A 22,703-nucleotide genomic window follows, 5' to 3' on the forward strand; every position below is an offset into this window, starting at 1 on the left:
TTGTGGACCGACCCTGTTAACCTTTTATTTTACGCTCACGAGCCGTCCGCCCCGTCGTTCGACCACCCGACACCTGCCCGCTCTCCCACGTCCATCCACGTCACGACGGCGACGTGGGGAAGCGTCAACACGGCGATGAAGACGAGATACAGCGCCACCAACACGCGTGGCTCAGCCCCGACGCCGGCGGCGACGCCCACGCCGCCGAGAGCGAGGAGCGAGACGACAGTCAGCGGCACCGCTTCCCGGCCCGTCCGCGCGAGCGCCGCCGGCACCCCCCGGTCGAGAAACGCCGTTCGCGCCCCCTCGTCGATGGCCAGCAGTCGGCCGATATGCCGGAGCGAGTGCCACACACAGAAGTAGACGCCGACGGCGACCAGCGGTGGCACGACGAGGAAATACATCCACAGCAACCCCGTCTCCGCGGCGTCGCGTCGCCACCCCCCGTCCGCCCGATAGCTCGCCGCGAGCGTGCCGACGGTCAGAACCCCGAACGCGACGCCCAGCCCGGCACGCACCTCGGGCGTCCAGAGCCACGCCGCGTGCAACTCCCGGCCGAACAGCGCCACCCACGCGTCCACCACCTCGCGATACTCCGCCGGATAGCGAAGTAGCGGCACGAGCATCGGCAGGCCGCCACGAACCAGCGCCGTGCCCGCGCGCACGCCCGCGCTATCGAGATGTTCGTCGCCCAGCGCGTCCGACGCGTACAGGTCGCCCTGCCCCCAGTGGAGCCACGTCAGGCCGACGAACAGCGCCGCCGACGCGACGGGGACCACCACCCAGAGCAGGGCATAGGCTCCTCCGAGGAGGAGATACCCGCCGCCGACGGCGGCCATCCCCCGGCGCGTCACCGGGCGGTCGGCGGCGCGGGCTGGCGCGAGGTGGTCGACGGCGCCATGGGGCAGGCCGAAGAGGAGCAAACTCGCCGCAAGCGGGAGATACGGCGCCCACACGGGCAGGTCGAGCGTCACGCCGCTCGCCGTCACGCCGAGCGACCCCACCGTGAGCAGGGCGACGACGAGCCACGCCGGCCGACAGCCGACCGCGTGCATCAGCGCCGCCGTCGTCGCGGCTCGACCTCTGTCGGCCATCTACGCGTCCGAATCGTCGTCGGTCGGTCGTCGCCGGTCGAGCACCCACCGATAGAGCACGAGTCCCTGCACGACAAAGAGGTTCGTCGCGAGGAAAAACACCGCCTCCTCGACCGGTAGCCCCGCGATTTCGACTCCGGTCGTGTATCGGGTCGAAAGCGTCCAGATGCCGTGCTCGATGGCGACGCGGTCGACGATACACAGATAGAGCGTGGGGACGAGCGTCCCGAGCGCGACGAGACGACGGTTCGCCCAGAGTTGGGGCGCGCCGACGGCCCACTGGAGCGCCAGCACCGGGGCCGCCCACGCCAGAATGGCGCCGAGATAGAAGGTCGTGGCTGACCAGAGCAGCCACCAGCCGACAGCGCCAAGCGCGAGTGCCGTCCCCGTCGCCACCGCCCGTGACCGCCGTGGATGGGCCGGCGTCGACCACGCCGGTCGCGAGAGTGGCGAGAGCCAGAGCGCCGTCAGCACCGGCTGGACGACGATGAACGCGTACTCCTCTATCGGGGCGTAGCCCAGCCGAGCGAGCGTGCTGCCCTCGCCGTAGGACCAGACCCCCGTCGCGATGAGGTAGTTGTCCCACGGCGTCGTGTACGCCAGCGCGATGAGGGTAACGACCGCGACACCGACCCAGTACGACCGGTCGGCGCCCACACAGTCGATACCGTGAACCCGACGCCACGGGCGGCTGGCGACGGTCGTCGCGGCCATGAGCGCGACGGCGGGCGCGAGAAAGACGAGGTGGAACTGGAGATACGTCGGCCCGGTCATGATGGGGTGAGTCGGCGCGTGCTTTGGTGGGTCACCGTATAGCTCCTTGGGTCGCGCTATCACGAGCGGGAACGCCAGCGGTACGCGGGGCTATCGAGCGGTGGCAAAAATCGAAGTCGGAGCCGACGTCAGTCGGCGGTCGCTTCTTCTTCGGTGACTTCGTCGCGGTAGTACTCCGCGATGAGTTCCTCGTCGATTCGGTTGAGCTCCTCTTTGGGAAGCTGCGAGAGGAGGTCCCAACCGATGTCCAGCGTCTCGCCGATGTCGCGGTTGGTGTCGAAGCCTTGGTCGACGAAGTCGCTCTCGAAGGCGTCGGCGAAGTCGAGGTACTTGTTGTCGCGGTCGGACAGCGCCTCGCGACCGACGATGTTCACCAGGTCACGGAGGTCCTCACCTTCCGCGTACGCGGCGTACATCTGGTCGGAGACGTCGGCGTGGTCCTCGCGGGTGAGGCCCTCGCCGATACCGTCGTCCATCAGGCGCGACAGGGACGGCAGCACGTTGACCGGGGGCTGGACGCCCTGACTGTTGAGGTCACGGTCGACGTATATCTGCCCCTCGGTGATGTACCCCGTGAGGTCGGGGATGGGGTGGGTGTCGTCGTCACCGGGCATCGTGAGAATCGGAATCTGGGTGACCGAGCCCTCACGACCCTGAATCCGACCGGCTCGCTCGTAGAGCTGGGCCAAGTCGGTGTACATGTAGCCGGGGTACCCACGGCGACCCGGCACCTCTTCACGCGCGGCGCCGATTTCGCGCAGCGCCTCGCAGTAGTTCGTCATGTCCGTCAGGATAACCAGTACGTGGTAATCCTTGTCGAACGCGAGGTACTCGGCCGTGGTGAGCGCCATCCGCGGCGTGACCGTCCGCTCGACTGCGGGGTCGTCCGCGAGGTTCATGAAGACGACAGAGCGTTCCAGCGCGCCGGTGCGCTCGAAGTCGTCCATGAACTCGTTGGCCTCTTCGGCGGTGATACCCATCGCGCCGAAGATGACGGCGAACTCGGAGTCGTCGCCGCCCTCTTCCTCTTCGGGGACGCTCGCCTGTCGCGCAATCTGGAGCGCGAGCTCGTTGTGCGGCAGCCCCGACCCGGAGAAGATTGGGAGTTTCTGTCCTCGGACGAGCGTGTTCATGCCGTCGATGGCCGACACGCCCGTCTGGATGAACTCCTCGGGGTACTCGCGGGAGTAGGGGTTGATTGCCGCGCCGACGATGTCTCGCTCCTCCTCGGGTTCGATGGCCGGGCCGTCGTCAATCGGCTCACCGGACCCGGAGAGGACGCGACCGAGGAGGTCCTCGGTCAGTTTCATCTTCAGCGTCTCGCCTTGGAAGCGGACGAACGCGTTCTTGTCGATACCGGAGGTCCCCTCGAACACCTGGATGGCGACGAGACCGTCTTCGGATTCGAGCACCTGCCCGCGGCGAATCTCGCCGTCGGCAGTCTCGATTTCCACCATCTCGTCGTAGCCGATGGGTTTGTCGACCTCCGCGAACACGAGCGGACCGCTTATCTCGGTGATCGTTTTGTACTCTTTCATCTCAGTACAGCTCCCGGACCTGCTCCGTGATGTCGTCTTTCAGTTCGTCCATGTACGCCTCGTACTCTTCCTGCACGCCGATGCGGTTGATACGCGGTAGGGCCTCGATGTCCGTAATCTCGTCGACCGGGACACCGGCCTCCAGCGCGTCGAACGCCTCGTCGCTGAACGTCTTTATCGTCGTGAGGATGAGGTACGTCTTGTCGGGTTCGCAGTAGGTGTCGACGTCGTGGAACGCGTTCTGCTGGAGCCACGCTTCGCGGATGTACCGCGCGACTTCGAGCGTGAGCTGCTGGTCCTCCGGCAGCGCGTCCTTGCCGACGAGCTGGACGATTTCTTGGAGTTCGCCCTCCTCGTCGAGCACGTCGACCGCCCACTGGCGGACCTCCGGCCAGTCCTCCGCGACGTTGTCCTCGAACCACGGGTCGAGCTGCTCCCGATAGAGGGAGTACGACTCGTTCCAGTTAATCGAGGGGAAGTGCCGACGCTCGGCCAAGTCGGCGTCGAGCGCCCAGAAGCACTTCACGATGCGGAGCGTGTTCTGGGTCACCGGCTCGGAGAAGTCGCCGCCCGGCGGGCTGACCGCGCCGACGACCGAAATCGACCCTTCCGTGCCGTTGATGTTGTTGAAGTAGCCTGCTCGCTCGTAGAACTGGGAGAGTCGCGCCGCGAGGTAGGCCGGGTAGCCCTCCTCGCCGGGCATCTCCTCCAGTCGCGAGCTGATTTCGCGCATGGCCTCCGCCCACCGCGAGGTGGAGTCGGCCATCAGCGCCACGTCGTACCCCATGTCGCGGTAGTACTCCGCGATGGTGATACCCGTGTAGACACAGGATTCCCGTGCCGCGACGGGCATGTTCGACGTGTTGGCGATGAGCGTCGTCCGGGCCATCAGCGGGTTCCCCGTCTGCGGGTCGGGCAGTTCGGGGAAGTCCTCGATGACCTCGGTCATCTCGTTGCCACGCTCGCCACAGCCGATGTAGACGACGATGTCTGCGTCGGACCACTTGGCGAGTTGCTGCTGGGTGACGGTCTTCCCGGAGCCAAAGGGCCCCGGAATCGCCGCCGTCCCACCCTTCGCGATGGGGAACAGGCCGTCCTGCACGCGCTGACCGGTCAGCAGCGGCTCCGTCGGCGTCTGCTTCTCGCCGGCGGGGCGTGCCTCACGCACCGGCCACTCCTGACGCATCCGAATCTCCTCGCCCGTCTCGAGTTCGGCGACCGTATCGTCGACGGTGAACTCGCCGCTCTCGATGGACGTGACTTCCGCCGTCTCGTCCTCTTCGAGGGCGTTCGGGGGCACGAGCACCTTGTGCTCGATGGTCACCGTCTCCGGGACCGTCCCGATGACGTCACCGCGACCGACTTCGTCGCCCTCCTCGACGGTGGGTTCGAACTCCCACTCCTTCTCGAGGTCGATGCCGGGTGCGTCGACCCCGCGGTCGAGGAACGCGCTGTTCATCTTGCTCTCGAGCACGTCGAGGGGGCGCTGGACGCCGTCGTAGATACTGTCCAGCAGCCCCGGCCCGAGGTCGACCGTCAGCGGGTCGCCCGTGTTCTCGACGGGTTCGCCGGGACCGACCCCCGAGGTCTCTTCGTACACCTGAATGGTCGTAACGTTGCCCTCGATCTCGATAACTTCGCCCATCAGTCCTTCGTCGCCCACGTAGACGACGTCGTTCATTCGGGCGTCGAGATCGACGGCGGTCACGACCGGACCACTCACGCTGTCGATGATGCCGTCCTCTCGGACGGTCGTGTCTGCCTGACTCATGTTAGTCTTCCTCCATCAGGTCGATTCCGATGGCTCGCTTGATTTGCTCGCGCAGGCCGCCGCTGCCGGCGCCGCCACCGAGGGTGACAAGCACCGGCTCGATGCTTCCCTCGACGGCCTCCCGGGCGCTCCGGGAGAGATGCTCCATGTCCTCGTCGTGCATCACCACGATGCCGACGTCGTCGTCGTCGAGCGTTCGCATGACGGCGTCGTCGAGTTCGTCGTCTTTTGCTTCGTCCGGTACGTTCTCGAACTTCCGCACGCCAGCGAGTCGGAACCCCGTCGTGAAATCCGGGCTCCCGATGACTGCGATTTCCTGGCTCATAGAATCACCAGTTCCTCCTCGATTTCGTCTTCGGACAGCCCCGCCTCGCGACCACGGGCGATGGCGCGGATGTTGTCCACCTCGCGCTCCTTGGCGAGGATGTAGGAGATGACCGGCGACACCGACAGTGGGTGGACGAAGCCGAGCTGTTCCGAATACTCGAGCAGCGCCGCGTCGAGTGCGCGCTCGAACGAGATGAGGCTGTCTGCCTGCTCGAACTCGTCGAGCGCCTCCGACAGGTCGTCACCGTACGCGCTCTCGCGAATGGCGCTGACGAGTTCGTCGATGTTCGACGCCAGCGTGCTCAGGTCGCTCGCCGAGAAGAGCGACCCGCCCTCGATGTAGTACTCCGAGGGGTCGATGTCGGCGCCACTCCGGGCCAGCCGGAGCGCGTTCCGCGCGTTGCGGAAGTCGATTTCCGCTTCGAGGAACTCGCGGTACACTTCTGTCGATTCGTCGACCGCAAGACCCGACAGGAGCTGTTCGTAGAAGACGCGGTCGACCGCGTTCTCCAGCGGAACGAGCACGCCGCCCTCCTCGTAGTCGTCGAACGCGTCGCGGAGCGGCTCCGCGAACATCGTTCCTTCGAGCAGGTCGACGACCTCTTCCATCGAGCCGGCGTCGAGCAGTCGCTCGATGCGGCGCTCGGAGAGTTCGCCCGCTCGGATGAGGTCCGTCTCGACGTCGTCGCGGTCCGCGTCGGCGTAGATGCCACGCATGACCGTCTTGACGTTCCACGCGTCGAATTTCCGGAGATAGCGGGCGATGAGGTCGTAGAGCCGTCCGTCGGCCCACCGCAACAGGTCGTTGAAGTGTTTCGCCAGATTCCGGTTGAGCGCGAACTCGATGAGGTCGACCCCCGAGTAGCGCGCTCCGAGCGCGTTTATCTCGCGTTCGTACTCCGACTCCTCCATGAAGCGGGCGATTTCGGACGGGCCCATCCGGACGAGTTTCCGGTAGTCGTCGTCGCTGAACAGCGCCGACCGGCGCGACCGCACGCGGGCGGTGACGTACTCCGGATTCGAAGTACCGCTGCTCGCGCTCATTGCTCGAACAGTCGGTTACTCAGTTCCTTCAAGTTGTCCTCCCAGACCGTCTCGAGGAGCGAGTCGAAGGTGTTGTTCACTCGAACTCGCGACTCGTCGCTCTCGACGACGACGCCGCCGAGGCAGTCTTCTTCCCCGGCGAAGCTGAAGCCGTCGTACTCCTCGAGCAGGTCTTCGAGCAGTTCTTGGTCGTCCGCGCGCCCGTAGACGGACACCGACTCCGCGTCGTCGAACTCCTCGGCCGCGGCGCTGAGAAGCGCCTCGGTCAGGGAGCGGCGGCGTTCGCCGTCGATGTCCGCGATGGTGGCCTCGACGTCGTCGCGGACCCCCTCGAGCGCGTCGCGGCGTGCCTCGAGCCGTGCCTGCTTGGCTTCGAGCTTCGCGCTGGAGATGGCTTGTTCACGCCGTTGTTCGATTTCGCGCTCGACTTCCGCCTCGCGCTCTTCGCGAATCTCCTCGGCGTCGGCCTCGGCGTCCGCGAGTATCTCGTCGGCGCGCTCTTGGCCCTCTTCGCGGATTTCCTCCGCACGCGCGCGGGCTTCGTCTCGAATGTCCTCGGCGACTGTTTCTAAACTCATGATGAGAGAGAAGGAGTGTTCAGACCAGGAACACGACGACCAGCGCGAGGATCACGAGTGTCTCGGGGATGACCGTCAGAATCAGACCCTGAACGAACAGGTCCTGATCCTCGGCGACGGCGCCGACGGCGGCGGAACCGATGCCACGCTCGGCATAGCCCGCGCCGAAGGCCGCCAGGCCGACGGCGAGTGCCGCGGCGGCCGGAGCCGGAATGGCCGGTGCGGCTGCCCCTTCTGTCTGCAGTACGACGGATGCCAGCTGCGTTGCGATTTCGTACATTGTGTGTAGTGGTGTGGAGTCCGTTTAGTCGTCTCCGAACATCCCGTAGTTGCCTCTACGAATACCATAAAGCTTCCCAAACCGATTCGCGAAAATTGCCGAATGCGGTGCCGAGACCCGTCTCTCGTCGCACATCGAGTGAGACGGAGTACCACGACGGGGGCCGGTTAGTCTTCCGTGGTGTACGTCCGCTCGTAGCCGAACGGTTCGTACTCGCGCCCGCCGCCGTCGTAGAACTTCCCGAAGAACTCCACGTACTCGAGACGCACCGCCTGCAGGCCGGCGCTCGTCACGCCGAGTGCGAGGACGAGCGCGTGGCCGAGGACGAGAACGAGGAGGCCAACGACCAGCATCGCCGGGCCGGAGTGGACCAGCCCGCCGAACATGATTTCGGTCACTTCGTGGCCGTGTGCCATATCCCCGACGTGGGGCATGTGGCCGAGTCCGAAGTGGAACTCAGCGTGTGACCCCTCGCCGGTGACGTACACGCCGAAGAACAGCAGGTTGACCGTGAAGGCCATCCCCGCCTTCGCCAGCAACACGGCGGCGATTCGGGTGTACGACAGCACGTTCACCAGCACGTTCAGGAACTCGACGACTTCGATTGGCTCGCCGAGCACCAGCAGGACGAGACCGAGCACGAACAGCCCGAACCCGACCCAGCCGACGATAGCCGAGAAGCCGCCGAAGCCGAGCGGGATGACGCCCGACGACGAGAACGTCGTGTAGAGGAACTCCGGTGCGGTGCCGCGAACGACGTCGCTGAACACCCACACCCAGATGCCGTTGAGCATGAGGAGCCACGACGCGCTCTCGAAGACGGCGTGTTTGATGTCGTGTTCGAGGTTCTCGACGAAGTCGAATATCCAGCCCACGTTGAGGTGGAGGATACCGACCAGCAGGCTCACGACGAGCCAGCCACGCGCCCAGTCGATACCGGCGGGCGAGAGGCCCTTCTCCATCGGCGGGTGGCTCATGCCGAGCATGCCCTCCCAGAAGTGCGTCGCTATCAGGTGGAGTCCGAAGATTTCGCCGTACAGGATGCCAAAGAGCATCGTGAACAGCCCGGCGAAAATCGTGATTCCACCCATGCTCTTGAACGCCTCGCTGTCGAACTTCGTGTAGAGACCGTAGCCAATCAGCGCGTAGAGTATCCCGTAGCCCAGGTCTCCAATCATGAAGCCGAAGAACGCCGGGAACGTCATGAAGAGGATGACCGTCGGGTCGAACTCGTCGTACTTCGGTCGGCCGACCGCTTCGGTCAGCACCTCGAACGGCTTGACGACACCCGGATTGCTCGGGATGACTGGCGGCGAGTCGTCGCGCATCACGACGGAGCTTCCGCCGTCGGCGCGTACCGCGTCATCCTCGGCACCGCTCGCGTCGGCCGGCAGTTCCTCGCGAACCGACTCCTCGCCGTGGTGGTCGAACGACGCTCGTTCGAGTTCTTCGACCTCGGCGTGGTCGCCGACTGCGTCCGTAATCGTCGCGGCGAACTCCGTGTACTGCTCGGTCGGAATCCACCCCTCGGCGACGAAGGCGTTGTCGGTCGTCGCGAAAGAGAGCGGCGCCTCGCGCTTCTGGACGTCGATGGAGAGTTGCTCCTCGGCGGCCAGCAGGAAGCCCGCGGCGTCGACTTTCACCTCTTCGAGCTCGTTCTCGACGGTCTCCCGTTTCGATTCGAGCTGCTGTTTCCGGTGTTCGAGCTCCGCGACGTACTCCTCGGGCGAGGCGTCGGCGTCGGGAATCTCGAACGTCGTGAAGTCGACGCCCACCAGCGCGTCGGTGAGAACGTCGTCGTCGGCCGTCTCGGCGGGCCGAGCGACCACCGCGATGACGTCGTCTTCGCTGAAGAGTTCGACGGCGTCGATGCCGTCGGCGTCGACGACGGCGCGTTCGACCTCTTCGCGCTTGCCCTCGCCCACGACGACGTCGAGGGTGTCGTAGCCCGAGAGCAGGTCGAGGTCGATACCGAGCGTGGCAAAGGGCTCGACCGCCCCGATTTTCTCCTCGATGTCCGTGAGTTCCGCGCGAATCTCGTCGCGGCGGTCTTCGAGGTCGGTGACTCGCTCGCGAATCTCCGCCAGTTCCTCTTCGAGGGCGTCGTCGGTAACGATGCGCGTCGGCCCTGCGTCCTCGTCGTCGACGTCGAGGATGCTCTCGATGGAGCGGACGGTCACCAGTTTCTCGGACGCTTCCTCGGCGCCATCAATCGGGCTGCCCTGGTCGAACCCCTCCCAGGTCCCGTCGTACTCGGTGACGTGGAGCAAGTTGGAGTCATGGACCGCCTCGACGACGTCGTCCATGACCGACTTCGAGCCCGTCACCGAGACTTTGCTCATCTGCTCAGGTCTGAGCATGCACCGCCTCCTCGAACTGTTCGATGGCGTATTCGACTGCCTCGTCCTCGCGCGCTTCGGCCTGTGCGATGAGTTCCTCGCGAGCAGCCTCACCCTCCTCGCGAATCTCCGTCGCCTCGGCCTCTATCTCTGCCTCGGCTTCGTCGAGGCGGCGCTCGGCCATTTCCTCGGCCTCGGTCTCGGCCTCGGAGCGTATCTCGTCAGCACGCTCGCGCGCCTCCGAGATGCGCTCCTCCCGGTCGGCCTCGGCCTCCGCGACGATTTCTTCGGCTTCCGCCTCGGCCGCCTTGATTCGTTCGAGAACCTCTGGTCTCGGCATACTACTGATCACTGGAATCTTGCACAATCAGCCTATAAGGTGTTTGCGGAACGGCTCGGGCCGACGTACCCGCGTCTCACTCCGTCAGCGGAAGCAAGACCCCGAACACGAGCGGCGACAGCAAAAAGAGCGCCACTCCGAGAACTTCCGCGTCGAACAGCAGCGTCATCTCCCACGCTGGCAGTTGGAGGCCGAGACTGTGTGCGGCGAGTTCGCCGAGGGCGCCGAGGGCAAACAGCCCCAGACCGAGCAGCGTCCCGCCTTTCGTCAGCGCCGGATAGTCCAAATCACCGTATCGTCCCATCGTATCCGCCCCTCCGGACCGCGGTGGCAAGAGCGTTCCGCTCGACCGAAAGAGCGACAAGCCGGGATTTCGTCTCGGCCCATATGAACACACCCCTGCTCGAACTCCTCCCCCAGTTCCTCGAACTCCTCGCGTTCGCGGTCGGCGGCCTCGGCCTGTCAGCCGCCGGACTGTATCTGGAGCGACTCGCGCTCGCGACCCTCCAGACCGGCAACGCCAAACTCGGCGGCTGGATAGCGTTCATGGGGCTGATGGCCTTCTACTTCGCCTACCTGATGGGCACGGACAAGGTCCGGCCGGCGCTCGCGGCGGTGCGGCGACAGGACACAGAATAAGGAGACCCCGTCTACGCCAACGGCGTTCGCTCCACGACGGTCCCACCTTTTACTCGGGGGTTCGCGATGCTCACCCCTCGCAAAAGCTGGACCAAAACTTACGCCAGCGGCGTTCGCTCGACGACGGTCCCAGTCCCACCTTTTACTCGGGGGTTCGCGATGCTCACCCCTCGCAAAAGCTGGACCAAAATCTACGCCAGCGGCGTCCGCTCCACGACAGTCCCGTCGACCGTCGGGTACTGCTCGACGATTTCGCCCTCGCCGAGGTCACCCTCGTCGACCATCTCCTCCAGTAGCCACCACGCGAGTTCGACGTGGTCAGATTTCACCGTGTAGTACTCCTCCGGCACGCCCAGTTCCTGCAGGCGCTCTTCGGTCACCCACGTCTTGCCGTAGACGAGGGTTCCGTCGTCGGTCACTTCGTCGAACTCCCGGCGAATCTTCCGCGCCATCCGCTTCAGTCGGCGGCGGTGCTGGGCCGCGTCCTTGAACACCGAGGTACAGAAGTACACCTTGTCGTGGTCGCCCATGATATCCAGAATCTCCTCTTTGGGCGAATCGACCGCGCTCATGTGCCCCTCGCGGAGTTCGAACCCTTCCTCCTGCATCCGGCGGTAGTTCCCGTCGGACATCTCGAACTCGTTGATGTTACAGAAGTCGGCGGCGCCCTCGTCCAAGAAGTCGAGGAACTCCGGTTCCGCGCGGATGCCCGGAATCTCGAACGCCGGCGTCAGGCCCTCCTCGCGCGCGATGTGAAGAATCTCCTCCCACTCGGTGCCGTGGAGGTCGCCCCACTGCTCCAGCGGCGGGTGGAAGCGAATCTCGTCCAGTCCGGCCTCGGACAGCCGACGCATGTTCTCGCGCCCGCCCGTGATGCCGGTGTAGAGGTGGGTGTGGTGGTCCTCGCCGAACTCGTCTTTCAACAGCGAGAGGTAGTGACAGGTGCGGTCGAGCGACTCCTGTGGCTCGCCCCCCGTGATGGAGGTGCCGAGCGCGTCCATCCGTCGCGCCTCCGTCAGTACGTCTTCGTCGCTCTCTACCTCGCGCTCGTTGGCGTAGACGGTGTCGACATTCTTGCGGTTCTCCCCGAGCGGACAGTAAAAGCAGTCACGCTGGTCGCAGTAGCCGTAGACGAACAGCACCATCTTTCCGCCCTCGGCGCACTGTTCACAGCCCTTCGAAATCATTCGTTGTCGACACGTCGCCCCCGAGGCGTGAAAAGCCGTCGGTCCGAACCGACGGTTTACTTGCCTCGCTCGCATACCCCCTTTCCATGCCGTACGATCCCGACAGCACGGCCGTGGTCGTCGTCGATATGCAGAATGGGTTCTGTCACCCCGACGGGGGTCTCTACGCCCCCGCGAGCGGCGCCGCGGTCCACGACGTGTCGTCGCTCGTCGACCGCGCTCACGACGCCGGCGTTCGCGTCGTCTACACCCGAGACGTCCACCCGCCCGACCAGTTCGAGGACACCAACTACTACGACGAGTTCGAGCGCTGGGGCGAACACGTCCTCGAAGGCTCGTGGGAGGCGCAACTCGTCGACGAACTCGACGTCGCCCCCACCGACCACGTCGTCGAGAAACACACGTACGACGCCTTCCACGAGACGGAACTCGACGGGTGGCTCTCCGCCCGCGGCATCGACGACCTGCTCATCTGTGGCACGCTCGCCAACGTCTGTGTCCTTCACACCGCCGGCAGCGCCGGCCTCCGCGACTACCGACCCGTTCTCGTCACCGACGCCATCGGCTACGTCGAAGAGGACCACCACGACTACGCCGTCGACCACGCCGACTGGCTGTTCGGCGAGACGACCACCCGCGACGCCGTCGACTTTCTGCCGACCTGCTGACGGTCCCGCACCGCTTAATATCTGAGCGGCTCTGAGTTAATACATGACCGTCGTCAGTATCTCGATGCCCGAGGAGTTGGTCGAGCGAATCGACGCCTTCGCCGAGGAACACGGCTACACTGGCCGGAGCGAAGTCGTCCGCGAGGCGTCGCGGAACCTGCTCGGCGAGTTCGAGAACAAGCGCCTCGAGGACCGGGACCTCATGGCCGTCGTCACCGTTATCTTCGACTACGAGACGACGGCCGTCGAGGAGCGCATGATGGGCCTCCGCCACGATTACGAGGGCCTCGTCGCCGCCAACTTCCACAGCCACGTCGGGAGTCACTACTGCATGGAACTGTTCGTTCTCGAAGGGCAGTTAGAGACCATCTCGACGTTCGTCGGCAAGATTCGGGCGACACAGGACACCCTCAGCGTCGACTACTCGGTGATGCCCGTCGACGAGTTCGGTCCCTTCACCAACCCCGAGTGACGCCCCTCACACCGTCACCGTCGCGCCGATGGCGGGCGCACTCGCCTCGATACCGTCGGCGCGGAGTTGCTCCGCGAACCACGTACACCGGTCGCCGTGATTGACCAGAACCGTCGCGCCCGCGTACGCGTCAAGAAAATCCCGAATACCGCTGCCGTCGGCGTGTGCGGAGAAGTCGTACTGCTCGACCTGTGCGCTGACGGGCATCACGCGCCCGCCGATGTCGGCCCGCCCCGTCTCCAACAGGTCCCGGCCCGGCGTGCCTTCGACCTGATACCCGGTCATCGTGATTTTGTTCGTCGGATTCGCCCGTATCTGCGGGATGTACGTCATGGCGGGACCGCCCGAGAGCATCCCGCTCGTGGTAATGATGGCCGCTCGCTGGTCCGTGATGCGACTGCGCTGGCCGTCACGCCCCGTCACGAACCGGGCGTGTGACGTCGCCGCCCGCAGGGCGTCGGCGTCCCGGACGAACTCGGGATTGCGCTTGAGCATCTTCGTCACTTCGATACCCATCCCGTCGACGTAACAGGGGATGTCGTGGGCCGCACAGACGAGCATCAGTTCCTGTGTCCGCCCGATGGCAAACGCCGGCACGACGACCGTTCCCCCTTCCCAGAGGGTGCGCTCGACGCTCTCGACGAACCGCTCCTCGACGTCCTGCCGGTCGTCGTGGCTCACGTCGGCGTACGTGCTCTCGCAGACGACGACGTCGGCGTCGGGTCGGGCCGTCGTCCGCCCGACCAGTCGCTGGTCGTCGGTGTGGAAATCGCCGGTGTAGAGCAGTCGCGTGTCGCCGTCGTCGACGAGGACGTGCGTGCTCCCGGGAATGTGGCCCGCGTCGTAGAAGGTGACTTCGTGGCCCGCGGCCGTGAACGACTCCCGGTAGCCGTGGGTTTCCGACACCTCGCCAATCCGCTTCACGTCGTTCTCGGTGAAGGGACACTGGAGCGTTCCGCCGTGCAGTTTCAGGGTGTCGCGAGCGAGCGTCCGCGCGAGCGCCGCCGTCGGCGGCGTCCAGTGAATCGGTGGGCGATTCCGCCCCGAGAGCAGGGCCGGAATCGTCCCGACGTGGTCAAGGTGGCCGTGTGAGACGACGACGGCGTCGGGGCTGGGCGTCTCGACGGGAAACTGCGGCGGGTTGTCGGTCAGCATCCCGAAATCGAGAAGTAGCGAGTCGTTGACGAGGAGGGCGCTCCGGCCGACTTCCTCCGCGCCGCCCAGCAGTCGTAGCTCCATTCGCCGGCCCTACCCCGTCCGCGGGTTTGGGTCCGTCGATTTACTCCGCCGTGTCGACGACCCGATAGTTGATTGTGCTCTCGCGGAGGTGGTCGAGATGCGTCGAGAGTTCGTCCGCCACCGCGAGGAGGAGGACGTCGAGGCCCCGCGCCGCCGCCTCGCTCACCGCCTGCGGCGTGCCGAAGCGCACGTCGGGGTCGAGCCCCGCCCGCCGGGCGGCGACGAAGGCTTCGGTCCCTGCCGTCGCCACGAGGTCACCCGCCGTGGCGTGGTCCGTAATCGTCTCCCGCGCCACCGCGTCGCTCCCGCCGTCCTGCACGCGGGGTATCGAGATGGCGGTCACCCGGCCCAGTTCGTAGTCGAGGACGCCCTCGAAATCCGTGACGCCCACGTCTTCGTCCGCCTCGGCGTCGGTGACGGCGACTGCGGTGGTGCTTCCCGATTCGCCCGGCGTCGCCCGCAGGATGCCGTTACGCATCGCCAGCGAGACGCTCTCGCCCGACTCGATTGCCGCCGTCGCGATGGCCGTCTCTATCTCCACCTGCCCGACGACGTCCTCCGAGACGTGCGTGACGAACTCCCGGAGTTCGTCCGTCCGCCCGATGAGCCAGTCGACACCCTCTTTCGTGACCTCGTAGCGCCCCCGGCCGGGGTTCCGGACGTACCCCTCCTCGACGAGGTCCTGCAGGTAATCGCTGACCGCCTGTGCCGTGATGCCGATTTTGTCCGCGATTTCTCGCTGGCTGACCGCTGGCTGTCGCTCCGCGATAGCCACCAGAATCTGATACCGCGTCGCCGAGCGCTTGCTCTGCAGGACGCCCGACCCCTCGTCGACGTGCTCTGCCATCGGCAACGCTTCGCGCCGCGCGTTCAATATAGTTCGGGTCGAGTTGTCGTTCTCACGCGAGTATCACAACCAGAGTTTCAGAGCTATCTCCCGCGCCGCCCCACAACCCCTAACTGACCGACGGCCCACCCTCGCCCATGTCACTCGTCGACACGACGCTTCAGGACCGACTCGCGCGCCGCATCGAGGGGCTCCGGACCGCCCGCGAACTCAAGCCCGGCCATCCGAGCGTCGCGACCGAGACGATTCGCAACTATCACGCCCGAGCGCACGCCGACGGCTTCGTCTTCGACGCCGACGAACCCGTCTCGAAAATCGGGGGCACCGGGACGGCACCGCGCCCACTCCGGTATTTCCTCGCTGGCTTCGCCTTCTGTCTGCAGGCGCAGTACGTCCGCAACGCCATTCGGATGGGCGTCGAACTCGACGAGCTCTCGGTCGATGTCGAGAGCGAAATCGACCGCCGGGGCGGCCTCGGCCTCCGCGACGACCCCGCGGACTTCGAGTCTATCGCCTACACGACGACGCTCGAAACCGACGCCGACAGGGAGACGGTGCGCGAACTCGTCGACGCCGCCGAAACCTGCTGTTACGTCCACGGCACGCTCTCGGCGGCCGTCGACCTGACGGGCACGACAGTCGTGAACGGGTCGCCGCTCTAGCTGTGGCGCTGGACGCCGAACTGGGTGTACGCGTCGCCGCTCTAGCTGTGGCGCTGGACGCCGAACTGGGTGTACGCGTCGCCGTAGGCCACCGCCAGCGCCCCGACCCACCAGTTCCACCGCTCGACGAGCGACGACCCGTCCGGCGCCTCGGCCAGTTCCGTCACCACCGTCTCGACGGTGAGCGGCGTCCCGCGGTCCGCGGCCAGACGGCCGCTATCGGCCAAATCGCCCGCCGCCCGAACCACCGCGCGGCGTTCGCCCTCACCGCTCTCGAAGGCGCGGGCGAGCGCCCGGTCGAGTCGCTCTCGTTGTAGGGTCACGCCCACCACGCGCTCCGGCGCTCCTGACCGCTCGCGTCGCGGAACGGCGGCGGCTTCTCGCCGTCTTCCTCCGCGCCGAACGCGTAGGCCAGCCAGTAGCCGACGTGCCACCCTATCGCCTCGGTGTCCAGTTCGACGAGCGTGATTTCGACTCGACTGTACGTCTCGATGGCGCCGTCGCCGTCCGGGTCGGTGCCGTAGGTGTTGATACAGGACCCGCTCGACGCCCGACAGGTCGGCGTCGCGCCGAAGCGAATCCGTATCTCCGCGTCGCCATCGGTGCGCTCGAAGCTGAGGTTGCCCGGCATCCCCGGCGGGTCGTCCTCGTAGTAATCGAGCGCGTGGCCGACCTGCGTCCGGGCGCCGGCGGGGTCGGAGGCGTTCGCCGCGTCGATTCGGACGGTGAAGTCCGCGTCGTCCCACGGGAACGCCCGCTCCGTCGCGTTCGGCTGGGGTTCGGTGTACAGCACCGACGCCGCCTGCATCACTTCGCGGGGGGCGTCGTCGTGACCCAGTCCCAGCGTGTGCCCGAGTTCGTGTTCCGTCACGAGCACCGTCGACTCGTTCGAGAGCCCGGTCTTCACCCACGCCGTCTCCGGGCGGTCAATCTGCCGGGAGTCGGTTATCAGCGGCGCACACCCCACCGCGTCGGCAACGTCGCCACAGTCCGGCACCCGATCCGCGAAGGCCACGACGAGGTCCGGATTCTCGGCGTCGGGCCGCACCTCGTACTCGACGGGGAAGCCGAGATACTGCTCGTCGTGGTCCTCCCAGAACGCCGCCGCTTCCCGCACGAGCGACGCGAAGTCGCGGTCACGACTTCCCTCGTTTCGGACGGCGACGACCACCGGGTCGCTCCCCCACGGGTTCGTTCCGGGCGCGGCGCTGGGCGAGCGCGTCTCTCGCGTCTCCGTCGGCGGCGTCGCGGTGGCCGTCGGCGTCCCGGCGGCAGTCGTGTCTGCACCGGGCGTCGCCGTCGGGTCGAGCGGCGTCGTACAGCCCGCGAGAAGTACCAAGAAGACGAGAACGACCGGGCGGACCGTCATACCCCACTTCCGGGGCGGGGATTGAAAAACCGTTCCCCGGATGCGAGTCACGGCGTGGGGCGACGCCCGCCGTCTCGGCGATGACCTCTCACCCTCGCCGCATCGCCGCCACGGTGGCGAGGAGAGCGACGAGTGCGACCACCGCACCGAAGCCGGACCCGCTTCCGTCGGTCGGTTCCTGCGTCGCCGTCGGCTCCATCGCCGTCGTCGCCGGCTCCGGAGTTGGCGTGGCCGTCGGCTCCGGTGTGACCGTCGCCGTCGTGGTCGCTGCCGGCTGAGTCGTCTGGCGCTCCGTCTGGGTCGGAGCAATCACCGCGAACGTGGAGAAGCCCTCCGTCTCCGCGGCGACAACGAACGTTTCGTCGTCGGACGCGACGACGTCGGTGTCGAGTCGCTGTCGGTCGCCGGCCTCCCCGAACCGGACGACGTGAAGCGCTTCCGGCTCGACACCTGCGGTTTCGACGGCGGTTCGCGGCACCGTAATTTCGACAGTCGCCGCCCGACCACTCGCCTCGTCGGGCACCGTGATTTCGACGGCCGCGATGCGACGCCCGTCGGACACCGAGGCGTCGGAGGGGAGTCCGTCCGCCGATTCGATTGTCACGGCCCCGGTTATCGGCTGTTCGAACTCGACGGTCGCCTGCCGCGCGGTGCCGCCGTACAGCGATTGGGTCACGGACCGCTCGGTGACGAGGATGTTGCGTCCGACACCGCCGCTGTCGTCGTCGACGCTGGGCGCGCTCTCGTCACCGCTCGGCTCCGCGACTGGCTCTCCGATGACGAACACGGAGAACCCGGGCGTGTCGAAAGACAGCCGCACGGTGCTCTCCGTCACGCTCTGCACGTTGGTCGCGAGGCGCTCGTAGCCGTTCGCGTACCGCCACACGTGTGTTTCGTCCGGATTCGAGAGTCGGTCCCGGTCGACGGTGAGTTCTACCGTCGCGTTCGAGCCGGCAGCCGGCTCCGGCGCCGTAATCTCCACGTACGACGCCACGCGGCGCACGCCGTCGTCGCTCGTGGCGTTCGGCACGCTCGACGGGTTCGACGACAGGTCTTGGACCGTCACCGTCCCGCTTCGTGCCGTCGTGTATCCGACGCGCGCGTCGGCGATGTCCGTCCCACCGATGTCGAGGGTGCCGGTCGACGTCCCGTCGATGACGACTCCGGCTTCGCCGCTCGCGGGCCGCCCGAGTATCACGGCCGGGCCGGTGCTAGTGATGTTAGCAGTGACGGTGTTTTCGCTGGCGTCGGCGCTGCTCGTGGCCGTCTCGTACGAGTCGGCGGCATCGTCGTAGCGCCCGACGTCGAACCCCGACTCGTTCAGCCCCAGTGCGCCGCTGGTCGCGTACGCGACGGTTACGTCGGCGTAGGCACCCGAATCGAGACGAGTCACGTTCCCGATGGCTCGGACCGTCTCTACCTCACCGGCGGGGGCCGGCGGCGTAACGTTCCCCTCCACCGAGACGTTTCGCATCTCGAACCGCTCGAACGTCGTTTCGCCGATGGTGACGTTCGTGCCGCTCAGCGACCCGACTGTCGGCTGCAGCGAGGACGTCGCCGCGCTCACGTTCAGGTCCACGTCGCCGTTGCCGCTCGTCACGGTGTCGATGACTCTGGTGGACTCCTGTGGCGTGACGTCGATGCCGATGTCATCGTTGTCAGTCGCGGTAACCCCTCGTAGCGTGAGATTCGGCCCGGTTGCCGGTACGGCGTACACTCCCCGTCGGTTGTTCGTCACCGAGACGTTCCGAAGCGTCGCGTTCGTCGCGATACCGTAGGTGCCGCCAGCGATAGTCGTGACGTCCACTCCAGCGTGGGCGTTGTCTCTCGCGACGACGTCTCGAAGCGTCGCATCTTTGCCGCCGAGTTTCACTCCAGACCTGCCGTTGTTCGCGAACGTGCTATCGGTGACCGTCGCTCCCTGCACGAGTTCGGCGCCGTAATCACCGTTTCCGGTCGACGTGACGTTCGTGTACGTCAGGCCGTTCTGGTTGAAGTTGGTCTCTATTCCGTTGCCGTCGTTGTTCTCGATACGCGCGTCCGTCACGCGCGTGTTGCTCGAACTATAGAGTTTCAGCCCGTTCGAGTTCCGCTTCACGGTGATATCTCGGAGCTCCGAACCGGGTCCGCCGGATACTTCGAGGCCGTTTTCGTCGTTGTCGACTGCGGTGACGTTGATTGCCGTCGTCGTGCCCAGCGACCGAAGTCCCTCGGCGCCGTTGTTGGCGAGTCTGACGTTTCGAAGCGTCAGCCCATCGTCGTAGTTGTAGATGCCTTTTCCGCCCGACGTCCCGCCAGCGTGGTTCGCGAGTACGAGGTTCCGTATCGTGACGTTCGACACCCGAATCTCGATACCGTTGACCCGGTAGCCCGCGCTGTTCTGTAAGCGACTGTTCCCGCCTGCGATGGTGACGCCAGATTGCTGGTCGACGGTCACGTTCCCGTCGAACGTTCCCCCACCCAGAACGACCGTATCGTTCTCGCTGGTCGCGTTGTCCAGCGCGAACTGAATCGCCCTCGCGCTCTCCGTGTAGGAGACGTTCACGTCCGGTTTGGCGCCGGCGTAGGAGGCGTTGACCGTCCCCGTGGTGCTGTTGACCCGATACGTCGCGTTCGCGGTGCCGTCACCGTCGGTCAGCGAGACGGTGAGCCCGTCCGGATTCGCCGTCGGCGGCGGGTTCCCGCCCGGACTCGCCGATACCGTCCCGCTCGCGAGAACGAGCATCGCCACTAGCAGGACGAGAGAGCGCCCGAGACGAGTGGTCATCGTTCTCGACTAGTCGGTCGGTTCGCTTCGGAGCCGTGCCGTCCCAAACGACTCGCTCGCGTGGCAGTCCGCTTGGCACTGGAATCGATGCGTGTTCCGATACCAGCCATATTCGACAACTAATCGACATTCGGCTGAAAAGTTTTTCGTGGCCCGTCGCGGTCCTGACTACTCCTCGTCTTCCGGGCTGACGTTCGCCAGCCGCATCGCGTTCCCAGTCACCGCGAGGCTCATCCCCATGTCGCCGATGACGACGGCGTGGACGACGCTCACGAGACCGAAGGGCGCGGCGGCGGCGAGGGCGGCTTTCACCCCCAGCGACGACCACACGTTCGTCTCGATGACGCGATTGGCGCGGCGGGCGAGGTCGACGAGGTAGGGCAGACGCGTCAGGTCGTCGCCCATCAGCGCCACGTCCGCCGTCTCGATGGCGGTGTCGGTGCCCGCGGCGCCCATCGCGACGCCGACCGTCGCCGTCGCCAGCGCCGGCGCGTCGTTGACGCCGTCGCCGACCATCGCGACGCCGCCGCCCCCGCGGTTCCACGGGAGCCGTGCCTCGGCCTCCGACTCGGCTGTTTCGGTCATCTCGCGCACCACCGCCACCTTCTCCTCGGGCAGGAGGTCGGCGTGGACTTCGTCGATGCCCACCTGCGACGCGATGGCGTGGGCGGTGCGCTCGTTGTCGCCCGTCACCATGGCGATGCGGTCGATGCCCAACTCCCGCAGGCGGGCGACGGTGCGTTCGGCCTCCGGGCGCACCGTGTCCGCGACGGCGACGACCCCCTCCAGTCGCTCCTCGGTGCCGACGAGAACGACCGTCTTGCCCGCACCCTGCAGGCGCGGGACCACGTCGTTCACGAGGTCGAGATAGGCGCCGTGTTCGCAGGTCGCGGGGTCGACGACGACGCCCCCGTCCGCTTCGACGTGGGCGTGTTCGAGGTCGAACCCGAGGTCCGCGAACAGCCCCGGCTTGCCCGCGTAGTGGGTGGTCCCGTCGAGGTTGGCGCGGACGCCCTCGCCCGTAATCGACTGGAAGTCGGTCACGTCCCGGTCGGGGAGGTCACGGTCGTCCGCCGCTGCGACGATGGCCGCGGCGATGGGGTGTTCGCTCCGCCGCTCCAGCGCCGCCGCACACCGAAGCACGTCGTCCTCGTCCCGCCCGTTCAGCGCCACCACGTCCGTGACGCCGAGTTCGCCCGTCGTTATCGTCCCTGTCTTGTCGAGGGCGATGGCCGTCACGTCGCCCATCGCCTCCAGCCGGTCGCCCCCCTTGATGAGGACGCCGTTCCGGGCCGCGCTCGTGATGCCCGAGACGACGCTGACGGGCGTGCTGATGACGAAGGCACAGGGACAGGCGACGACGAGTAGCGTCAGCCCGCGCGTGAACCACGTTTCGAGCGGGGCGCCGACGACGAGCGGCGGGCCGAGCGCCGTCACCAGCGCCAGCGCCACCACGACCGGCGTGTAGTAGCTGGCAAAGCGGTCGATGAAGCGCTCGCGCTCCGATTTGTCCCGCTCCGCGTCCGCGACGAGGTCGACGACTTTCGCCAGCGTCGACTCCGCGGCGGGAGCCGTCGTTTCGACCTCCAGATACCCCTCCTCGACGATGCTGCCGGCGTACACCTCGTCGCCCGAATCCACGTCGACGGGGACGCTCTCGCCCGTTATCGGCGACTCGTCGACCGCGCTCCGCCCGTCTCGAACCACGCCGTCGACGGGGATTCGCTCGCCCGGTCGCACCACAACCCTGTCACCGACGGCCACGCTGTCGACGGGGACCGTCTCCTCCTCGTCCTCGCGCCGCACCGTTGCGGTGTCGGGCGAGAGGTCCATCAGCTCCGACATCGAGGTGCGCGCCCGGTCCATCGAGTAGCGTTCGAGGAGTTCGGAGATGGAGAATAGCACCGCAAGCGTCGCCGCCTCGAAGGGCAGGTCGACGGCGACGGCGCCGACGACGCCGGCGCTCATCAGGAAGTCGATGTCGAGGCTGCGGGCGCGCACGGAGTACCACCCGTTGCGCAGGATGCTCTGTCCCGCCACCGCCGCGGCGAGGACGTACAGCACCCAGTCGAGCGTGAGCGACCGCCCCAACACGCCGGCGACGACGGGGTTCGGCAGGCCGAGATACTCGACGGCGATACCGGCGACCAAGAGGACGGCGCCGAGGCCGGTCTTGAGGGCGCGGCGACTCCGCCACGCCGACGGCGACTCGTCCTCGCTCTCGACGACGTCGTAGCCCGCGTTCTCGATGCCCGCGACCACGTCGCCCCGGGTCGCCCGTTCGGGGGCGTAGGTCACCGCGACCCGGCCCGAGGCCGGGCGGGCGTCGTAGTCGAGGACGCCCTCGATTCGCGAGAGCGCCGACTCGACGGTTCCCGCACACGACGAGCAGTCCATCGACGGCACCGCGAACGTTTCCGTCGTCGTCTCGGCCACGTCGTACCCCGCGGCGTCGACGCGCCCGCGAATCGCGTCGGCCGTCGTCGTTCCCGGGTCGTACTCGACGACGAGCGTTCCCGTCGTGGGCCGAGGGTCGACCGATTCGACGCCCGCTTCCTCGCGGACGCTCCGCTCGACCTTGCTCGCACACGAGGCACAGTCCATGTCGGGTACCGACGCGCGATAGCGCGCAGTGTCGCCCGACGCTGCCTCGGTTTCTGCGTCCTCGTCGTGCCCGGTCGTCATTGCTCGACCCTATCCGCCGCTAGAATATTAATCTCACTACCAGTATTGCGGTTACTCTTACGTAGAAGCTAGTAACAAAGTCG

The 22,703-nt window shown here is 66.5% G+C and carries 22 protein-coding genes; 4 read left to right on the plus strand and 18 right to left on the minus strand.

Annotation, left to right across the window (positions count from 1 at the left end; genetic code table 11):
* Nucleotides 1-35: 35 nt before the first annotated feature.
* The 11 genes from ACQUSQ_RS04845 to ACQUSQ_RS04895 all read right to left on the minus strand — a co-directional run bounded on the left by ACQUSQ_RS04845 (nt 36) and on the right by ACQUSQ_RS04895 (nt 10,389).
* On the minus strand, nt 36-1,094 hold the full coding sequence (locus ACQUSQ_RS04845; protein ID WP_435067395.1) for a Brp/Blh family beta-carotene 15,15'-dioxygenase: 1,059 nt from the start codon (nt 1,092-1,094) through the stop codon (nt 36-38).
* Complete coding sequence (locus tag ACQUSQ_RS04850) at nt 1,095-1,868, minus strand: lycopene cyclase domain-containing protein (protein WP_435067396.1); 774 nt, start codon at nt 1,866-1,868, stop codon at nt 1,095-1,097.
* Between the two features lie 128 nt (nt 1,869-1,996).
* Nucleotides 1,997-3,406 (minus strand): ATP synthase subunit B, encoded by a 1,410-nt coding sequence (locus tag ACQUSQ_RS04855; RefSeq protein ID WP_435067397.1) that lies wholly within the window; start codon nt 3,404-3,406, stop codon nt 1,997-1,999.
* A gap of 1 nt (nt 3,407) precedes the next feature.
* On the minus strand, nt 3,408-5,177 hold the full coding sequence (locus tag ACQUSQ_RS04860) for an ATP synthase subunit A (RefSeq protein ID WP_435067398.1): 1,770 nt from the start codon (nt 5,175-5,177) through the stop codon (nt 3,408-3,410).
* A gap of 1 nt (nt 5,178) precedes the next feature.
* On the minus strand, nt 5,179-5,502 hold the full coding sequence (locus ACQUSQ_RS04865; RefSeq protein WP_435067399.1) for a V-type ATP synthase subunit F: 324 nt from the start codon (nt 5,500-5,502) through the stop codon (nt 5,179-5,181).
* Nucleotides 5,499-6,548 carry a V-type ATP synthase subunit C gene (locus ACQUSQ_RS04870; RefSeq protein WP_435067400.1) on the minus strand — a complete coding sequence of 350 codons (1,050 nt, stop codon included), beginning with the start codon at nt 6,546-6,548 and terminating at the stop codon, nt 5,499-5,501. The genes ACQUSQ_RS04865 and ACQUSQ_RS04870 overlap by 4 nt, the downstream gene beginning before the upstream one ends.
* The gene (locus ACQUSQ_RS04875; protein WP_435067401.1) at nt 6,545-7,126 is read right to left on the minus strand and encodes a V-type ATP synthase subunit E; all 582 of its coding nucleotides are present in this window, start codon (nt 7,124-7,126) and stop codon (nt 6,545-6,547) included. The genes ACQUSQ_RS04870 and ACQUSQ_RS04875 overlap by 4 nt, the downstream gene beginning before the upstream one ends.
* A 19-nt stretch (nt 7,127-7,145) precedes the next feature.
* Nucleotides 7,146-7,406 (minus strand): F0F1 ATP synthase subunit C, encoded by a 261-nt coding sequence (locus tag ACQUSQ_RS04880; protein ID WP_435067402.1) that lies wholly within the window; start codon nt 7,404-7,406, stop codon nt 7,146-7,148.
* 167 nt (nt 7,407-7,573) lie between these two features.
* The gene (locus ACQUSQ_RS04885) at nt 7,574-9,766 is read right to left on the minus strand and encodes a V-type ATP synthase subunit I (protein ID WP_435067403.1); all 2,193 of its coding nucleotides are present in this window, start codon (nt 9,764-9,766) and stop codon (nt 7,574-7,576) included.
* Complete coding sequence (ahaH, locus tag ACQUSQ_RS04890) at nt 9,753-10,085, minus strand: ATP synthase archaeal subunit H (protein ID WP_435067404.1); 333 nt, start codon at nt 10,083-10,085, stop codon at nt 9,753-9,755. The genes ACQUSQ_RS04885 and ahaH overlap by 14 nt, the downstream gene beginning before the upstream one ends.
* 76 nt (nt 10,086-10,161) lie before the next feature.
* The gene (locus ACQUSQ_RS04895; protein ID WP_435067405.1) at nt 10,162-10,389 is read right to left on the minus strand and encodes a hypothetical protein; all 228 of its coding nucleotides are present in this window, start codon (nt 10,387-10,389) and stop codon (nt 10,162-10,164) included.
* An 83-nt stretch (nt 10,390-10,472) separates the two neighbouring features.
* On the opposite strand from ACQUSQ_RS04895, the gene ACQUSQ_RS04900 reads away from it, so the two are divergent.
* A complete protein-coding gene (locus tag ACQUSQ_RS04900; protein WP_435067406.1) occupies nt 10,473-10,724 on the plus strand; it encodes a hypothetical protein in 252 nt (83 codons plus the stop codon).
* 191 nt (nt 10,725-10,915) lie between these two features.
* Here ACQUSQ_RS04900 and ACQUSQ_RS04905 read toward each other — a convergent pair whose 3' ends face one another.
* Nucleotides 10,916-11,911 carry a radical SAM protein gene (locus ACQUSQ_RS04905; RefSeq protein WP_435067407.1) on the minus strand — a complete coding sequence of 332 codons (996 nt, stop codon included), beginning with the start codon at nt 11,909-11,911 and terminating at the stop codon, nt 10,916-10,918.
* A gap of 86 nt (nt 11,912-11,997) precedes the next feature.
* Between ACQUSQ_RS04905 and ACQUSQ_RS04910 the strand changes: the two genes are divergently transcribed.
* Nucleotides 11,998-12,579 (plus strand): cysteine hydrolase family protein, encoded by a 582-nt coding sequence (locus tag ACQUSQ_RS04910; protein WP_435067408.1) that lies wholly within the window; start codon nt 11,998-12,000, stop codon nt 12,577-12,579.
* Between the two features lie 43 nt (nt 12,580-12,622).
* Nucleotides 12,623-13,051, plus strand: a complete 429-nt coding sequence (locus ACQUSQ_RS04915) for a CopG family ribbon-helix-helix protein (protein WP_435067409.1) — start codon at nt 12,623-12,625, stop codon at nt 13,049-13,051.
* Between the two features lie 6 nt (nt 13,052-13,057).
* Here ACQUSQ_RS04915 and ACQUSQ_RS04920 read toward each other — a convergent pair whose 3' ends face one another.
* Both ACQUSQ_RS04920 and ACQUSQ_RS04925 read right to left on the minus strand, forming a co-directional pair.
* Nucleotides 13,058-14,290, minus strand: a complete 1,233-nt coding sequence (locus ACQUSQ_RS04920) for an MBL fold metallo-hydrolase (protein WP_435067410.1) — start codon at nt 14,288-14,290, stop codon at nt 13,058-13,060.
* A gap of 40 nt (nt 14,291-14,330) precedes the next feature.
* A complete protein-coding gene (locus ACQUSQ_RS04925; RefSeq protein ID WP_435067411.1) occupies nt 14,331-15,137 on the minus strand; it encodes a MarR family transcriptional regulator in 807 nt (268 codons plus the stop codon).
* 137 nt (nt 15,138-15,274) lie between these two features.
* Between ACQUSQ_RS04925 and ACQUSQ_RS04930 the strand changes: the two genes are divergently transcribed.
* Nucleotides 15,275-15,799 carry an OsmC-related (seleno)protein gene (locus ACQUSQ_RS04930; RefSeq protein WP_435067412.1) on the plus strand — a complete coding sequence of 175 codons (525 nt, stop codon included), beginning with the start codon at nt 15,275-15,277 and terminating at the stop codon, nt 15,797-15,799.
* Nucleotides 15,800-15,840: 41 nt separating this feature from the next.
* Here the strand turns inward: ACQUSQ_RS04930 and ACQUSQ_RS04935 are convergent, their stop codons facing one another.
* The 4 genes from ACQUSQ_RS04935 to ACQUSQ_RS04950 all read right to left on the minus strand — a co-directional run bounded on the left by ACQUSQ_RS04935 (nt 15,841) and on the right by ACQUSQ_RS04950 (nt 22,620).
* Nucleotides 15,841-16,122, minus strand: coding sequence for a hypothetical protein (locus ACQUSQ_RS04935; RefSeq protein ID WP_435067413.1), 282 nt, complete (start codon nt 16,120-16,122; stop codon nt 15,841-15,843).
* Nucleotides 16,119-17,168 carry a matrixin family metalloprotease gene (locus ACQUSQ_RS04940; RefSeq protein ID WP_435067414.1) on the minus strand — a complete coding sequence of 350 codons (1,050 nt, stop codon included), beginning with the start codon at nt 17,166-17,168 and terminating at the stop codon, nt 16,119-16,121. Before ACQUSQ_RS04940 ends, ACQUSQ_RS04935 begins: the two co-directional genes overlap by 4 nt.
* 88 nt (nt 17,169-17,256) lie before the next feature.
* Nucleotides 17,257-19,935, minus strand: a complete 2,679-nt coding sequence (locus tag ACQUSQ_RS04945; protein WP_435067415.1) for a right-handed parallel beta-helix repeat-containing protein — start codon at nt 19,933-19,935, stop codon at nt 17,257-17,259.
* A gap of 168 nt (nt 19,936-20,103) precedes the next feature.
* Nucleotides 20,104-22,620: a heavy metal translocating P-type ATPase gene (locus tag ACQUSQ_RS04950; RefSeq protein ID WP_435067416.1), complete on the minus strand. Its 2,517-nt coding sequence runs from the start codon at nt 22,618-22,620 to the stop codon at nt 20,104-20,106.
* Between the last annotated feature and the right edge of the window lie 83 nt (nt 22,621-22,703).

It is taken from the genome of Haloplanus sp. C73 (assembly GCF_051195115.1).
In the GTDB taxonomy this organism is placed as follows: Archaea; Halobacteriota; Halobacteria; order Halobacteriales; family Haloferacaceae; genus Haloplanus.